1 protein-coding gene and 1 pseudogene are annotated in these 764 nt (G+C 42.3%); both read left to right on the top strand.

Annotated features, from left to right (window positions below; genetic code table 11):
- Positions 1-277 (top strand): annotated as a pseudogene (locus tag Aru01_RS18280) (DUF2280 domain-containing protein); the annotation flags it as partial.
- Positions 216-764, top strand: a 549-nt coding sequence (locus Aru01_RS18275; RefSeq protein WP_016655361.1) for a terminase large subunit domain-containing protein, incomplete at its 3' end; no start/stop codon positions are given. The pseudogene Aru01_RS18280 and the gene Aru01_RS18275, both read left to right, overlap by 62 nt.

Genomic DNA, 764 nt, shown 5'->3' with positions numbered 1-764 from the left:
ACAGAAGATATATAACGACCCTAAGGTGAATCGGATTCTGAGAACCAAGCTAATCAGGCAGGTTAAAGATGAGATGCAAGGGTATGAGCTTCAGCTTCTCGATATTCAATTAAAGCAGCTTGAAATTGAGCGGATTAAAACAGGTGATGGGGACGGCGCTGATGATCCAACACCAGTCAAAGTAACTATTCAAGTTGTAGACGCGAGTAAAGATGATGCCGAATATCAACCCGACACTGAATGTGCCTCAGGCGAGGTTTCTACAACTTCCGAATAAGTTTCGTGCCTTTGTTGCTGGTTTTGGTAGTGGTAAGACTTGGGTCGGGTGTTCAAGCCTCTGCGATAAGTCATGGGAGTTTCCTAAAGTACCTTTGGGTTATTTTGCTCCAACCTATCCACAGATTCGAGATATTTTCTTTCCAACAATTGATGAGGTGGCATTTGACTGGGGCTTAAAGACCAAGATTTACGAATCAAACAAAGAAGTTGATCTTTACTATGGTCGTCAGTATAGAAGCACAATTATTTGTCGATCGATGGAGAAGCCACAAACAATTGTTGGTTTTAAGGTTGGTCATTCCTTAATTGATGAACTTGATGTCATGAATAAGGATAAGGCTCAACAGGCATGGCGGAAGATTATTGCGCGGATGCGTGTGAATCATCCTGGTCTTTTAAATGGTATCGACGTTGCGACAACACCTGAGGGCTTTAAGTTTACTTATGAGCAGTTCGTGAAAGAGGCAAACTCAACACCAGCAAAA

Origin of the sequence: Acinetobacter rudis, from assembly GCF_000829675.1 — a bacterium.
Lineage (GTDB): Bacteria > Pseudomonadota > Gammaproteobacteria > Pseudomonadales > Moraxellaceae > Acinetobacter > Acinetobacter rudis.
The sequence above is the reverse complement of the archived record's forward strand: the minus strand, read 5'-3'. Positions and strand labels throughout refer to the sequence as shown.